Annotated in this window: 3 protein-coding genes and 1 pseudogene; 1 reads left to right on the forward strand and 3 read right to left on the reverse strand. The window is 35.1% G+C overall.

The window, feature by feature from the left end; genetic code table 11:
* Both WG67_RS07730 and apaG read right to left on the reverse strand, forming a co-directional pair.
* Nucleotides 1–222: pseudogene (locus tag WG67_RS07730) on the reverse strand (PD-(D/E)XK nuclease family transposase); the annotation flags it as partial.
* Between the two features lie 234 nt (nt 223–456).
* Nucleotides 457–858, reverse strand: a complete 402-nt coding sequence (gene apaG / locus WG67_RS04950; protein WP_179945720.1) for a Co2+/Mg2+ efflux protein ApaG — start codon at nt 856–858, stop codon at nt 457–459.
* Nucleotides 859–954: 96 nt separating this feature from the next.
* Here apaG and WG67_RS04955 point away from each other — a divergent pair, with 96 nt between their 5' ends.
* Nucleotides 955–2,019: a 5-(carboxyamino)imidazole ribonucleotide synthase gene (locus tag WG67_RS04955; RefSeq protein WP_070356985.1), complete on the forward strand. Its 1,065-nt coding sequence runs from the start codon at nt 955–957 to the stop codon at nt 2,017–2,019.
* Nucleotides 2,020–2,977: 958 nt separating this feature from the next.
* On the opposite strand, the gene ispF is transcribed toward WG67_RS04955, so the two are convergent.
* Nucleotides 2,978–4,118: 2-C-methyl-D-erythritol 2,4-cyclodiphosphate synthase (gene ispF, locus WG67_RS08750; protein ID WP_458694926.1), on the reverse strand; the 1,141-nt coding region annotated here is incomplete at its 5' end.

Consider the following 4,118-nt stretch of genomic DNA (forward strand, 5'->3'; position numbering starts at 1 on the left):
ACTAGAGTCCCTGCAAAGAACATCAACAATACTTTGTTTATCAGAGGCAACTTCGGGATCCATAATAGTGCTAAGAAACTCAACTTCTTGTATTGCATTTATCTCAGTAAACCCTAAAATATCGTTCAAAAAGTGGATCAGGATATTCTTATTTTTTTCCGTTCCAAAGATTTTTTTGAAACACAAATCATTGCGAGGATCGAGAAATTTTGAAAGAGCCATAGCCAAAGTGCTTAAAAATATTAATAATTATACACTATTATTAACAATTATTCAACCATATTTTTGAAGATAGCTATAGCTAACACGTCATAACCGCCACGAACCGTCATACCGCGATTCATTCGCGGTATCTTAGCATAGATCCCGCTAACAAGTAGCGGGATGACGATTGTGTATCGTGCTTTGCTAAAAATCACAGAATGCAGTCTGGTTACAAATAAACNNNNTTGACAGTTAATGGGGTCTAGTTTTGATGTATGGACTATCCAAAGAAAAGGGTGGTATCATAACTTCAAAAACTTTTATGCTTTCTTCATTCAGAAATTCATACTTACCCTGCATTATTCCTGACGGTACATTTAAGTATGTTCCACTTGTGTATTTAAATACCTCTCCAGATTTTATCACAGGTTGTTCTCCGATAACACCAACTCCGGCAATTTCATTTACTTTTCCCTTATAATCTATTATTTGCCAATGACGACTTAACAATTGAATAGTTGATTGGCTTGTGTTTTTTATCTTAACGTTATACATCCATACATAGCAATTTTCATAAGGAATGGATTGCTCTTCAATATAAATTGGTAAAACTGTAACTTCAACAAAGTTGGTAGTTAGTGTGTATTCTATCATTATAAAATATTCATGATAAGAAAATAGTATTTTAATTATATACTTTTTTCATAGATTTTTCAAGTATACTTTAATTAGGAAATATCAATTTATAGTATGAATGAACCAGATGCGCTGAGCAAAAAAGTAATAGGAATAATAGGTGGTGGACAATTAGGTAAAATGACTGCTATCGCTGCAACAAAACTTGGACAAAAAATACATGTTTTTGCCAGTGCTAAAGACGATCCAGCTTGTTCTATTGCTGGTGATTTCACAATAGCAGATTTCTCTGATAAGAAAGCGCTTGAATCTTTTGCACAGAGTGTGGATTTGGTCACTATTGAGTCTGAAAATATTCCATGTAGTGCAATTGATATCGATGTAAATTTTTATCCGGGTAAAAAAGCGTTACACATTGCGCAAAATAGGCTTAGAGAGAAAGATTTCATTAGAAGCTTGAGTATAAAAACTGCTGAATACAAAAGTATACAAAATTATAATGAGCTACTGAAAAGCAGTAGAGCTTTTGGCTATCCAACAAGGCTGAAAACAACAGAAATGGGTTATGATGGAAAAGGGCAATATGTGCTTGAGAATGATTCTGAAGTGAAGCAATTTGCTTCCTTTGATTGGAATACAGAGTACATTCTTGAAGCAAGTGTTGATTTACTGAAAGAGGTTTCAATAGTCGTTGCAAGAGATAAAAACGGTAAAGTAGCTTTTTTTCCTATAGCAGAAAATTACCACGTTGATGGAATACTTGATACTTCAACAGTGCCAGCTAAAATAGATAGTAAATTAACTCAAGAGGTACAACGAGCTGCAAAGAAAATAGCAAATGCGCTTGATGTAATAGGAATTCTGGCTATTGAATTTTTTGTTACTAAGGATAACGAATTGTTAGTTAATGAACTAGCTCCAAGACCTCACAATTCTTGCCACTGGAGCTTGGATGCATGTAACGTTAGTCAATTTGAACAGCTAGTTAGGATAATATGCGGGCTACCTATGCAGGAAGTAGTATTACGCTTTCCTTGTATGACGAAAAATATAATAGGTAATGATATATATGATTCTCATAAGTATTTGAGCAACGAAAAAGCTAGTTTAACCATATATGGGAAAAAAGAGGTTAGGGATAAGCGTAAAATGGGACATGTCAATATAGATTTAAGTTAACAGTTTTTCTACGTCATACCGCCACAACTGTACGAACATTGTGATATGATGAGATGTTACATAGTAAACGGTGTCATTCTAGCACCTCTTTTCCCGTCATCCCGCTGCTTGTTAGCGGGATCTCATTTCACTTTGTGAAGGTGTCATCCCAGCACCTCTTTTCCCGTCATTCCGCTGCTTGTTAGCGGGATCTCATTTCACTTTATGAGGGTGTCATCCGAGTAGCCCCTTTCTCGTCATCCCGCTGCTTGTTAGCGGGATCTCATTTCACTTTATGAAGGTGTCATTCGAGTAGCCTGACTACTTGGATCCAGGAATTTTATTAAGTTGGTAAGCATAAAAGTGGCTGATCTTATGTTAAAACACAACGTTCTTGATGAGATTACAGCAAGGCTGGATTCCAGCGTCAGCTACTTGAATGACAGCAGTCCTACGTCATGCCGCCGCGGTATCTCTAGATCCCGCTAACAAGTAGCGGGATGACGATTGTCGTTTAGCCATAAATGTTTAAGAAATTTACCAAACGAAAAAAAAGGCAAAAGAAGCCCCGTGGTTGGCTAGTTACTTACATTATACTTTCAAGTATGGCGTTTTTTTATTCTAAACGTTTAATAACCGCGATTCATCTGCTTTTAAGCCGCAACTAATCTAAATTATAAACATTAAGAAATTTACTAAACAGAAAAAAAGGCAAAGAAAACCTAGGGTAGCTAATTACTCACTATCCATTTTTTAAGTTGGCGTTTTTTGATGTTTTAAATGCTTTATAAGCGCATTTTAGCTTGTATAGCTAGAAATTTGATAAAGACATAAGGTGCACATAGTGCAAAAAATTAAACATGAGACGCCAAATACGTTGAGTTTTTTTGTCATTTAATCTGTACAGAGAAGATAAATAAATAGCTTCAGTTTCATGATAAGGGGGCTGGCGAAGGGTGTCAAGTAAGTTTTTTCGTTTCTATTTCCAATAAAAGTTTGTATGCAATAACACAGAAGCATGCACTGCTATTCCTTCATTTCTTCCAATATAACCTAATTTCTCTGCAGTGGTTGCTTTGATATTTACAAATTCATCATCAATTTCTAATGCTTTTGATATGAATTTCTTCATTTCTACTTTGTAAGGCGATATTTTAGGCTCTTCACAAACTATAGTAATATCTAAATTAGACACGCTGTACCCTTTTTCTTTTGCTTTTTTAGCAGCAAAGTCAAGAAAGTGAGATGAATTGCAATCTTTCCATTCAGAGGAACTAGGAGGAAAGTGCTCTCCTATGTCGCCACATCCCAGTGCTCCGAGTATTGCATCAACGATTGCATGTATTGCAACATCACCATCAGAGTGCGCTTCTATTGCCATGTTGTGTTCAATTTTCACACCGCAAATTTTTATAAAGCTTTCAGCACCATTTTGAACTTTAATGAACTTATGTATATCATAACCGGCTCCGACACGAAATTTTGGCTCTTCAAAAAGAAGCTTTGCCATATTGATATCCTCTTTTGTGGTTAACTTAAAATTGCTTTTCTCACCTTTAATAATCGCAACATGTTTTTTGTGCTCTACCATTAGTGATGAATCGTCAGTAAATTCTTTGACTGATTGATGGCATGATAATAATTCTTTGAAATTAAAAATTTGAGGGGTTTGTATGGCTCTGAGCTTTCCTCTTGAAATCGTAGATTCAATCAAACTATTACTCACCAATGACATAGTGTCTTCAACTTCTATTGCTGGAACTACTCCTGTATATTGATCATTAATCATAGATTCAACCAAGTTATCTATCAGAACATCTGACACAAAAGGCCTACAAGCATCGTGTATAACTACAAAATCTGGGTTAATTTTTTGTAAGCTTTCAAGCCCTAGTTTAACTGAACTTTGCCTGTTTTCTCCTCCGTATACAGGGCTTAGTAATTTAGTGTCTGTAATTAGTGATATAGCTTTCTCATAGAAACTTTCATGGTCTCTATTAATTGCTATTCTTATGTAATCTATATATTGGTTAGCCAGAAATCTTTTAATTGTATGAAATAAAACAGATTTACCTGCCAGTTTTATATATTGCTTAGGAATCGTAGAATTGCATCTACTG

Origin of the sequence: Wolbachia endosymbiont of Drosophila incompta, assembly GCF_001758565.1 — a bacterium.
GTDB classification, from domain to species: domain Bacteria; phylum Pseudomonadota; class Alphaproteobacteria; order Rickettsiales; family Anaplasmataceae; genus Wolbachia; species Wolbachia pipientis.

What these genes read in the sequence shown, in the direction of transcription:
- apaG (WP_179945720.1), bottom strand. Translation starts at nt 858, where the DNA reads ATGATAGAATACACACTAACTACCAACTTTGTTGAAGTTACAGTTTTA.
- WG67_RS04955 (WP_070356985.1), top strand. Translation starts at nt 955, where the DNA reads ATGAATGAACCAGATGCGCTGAGCAAAAAAGTAATAGGAATAATAGGT.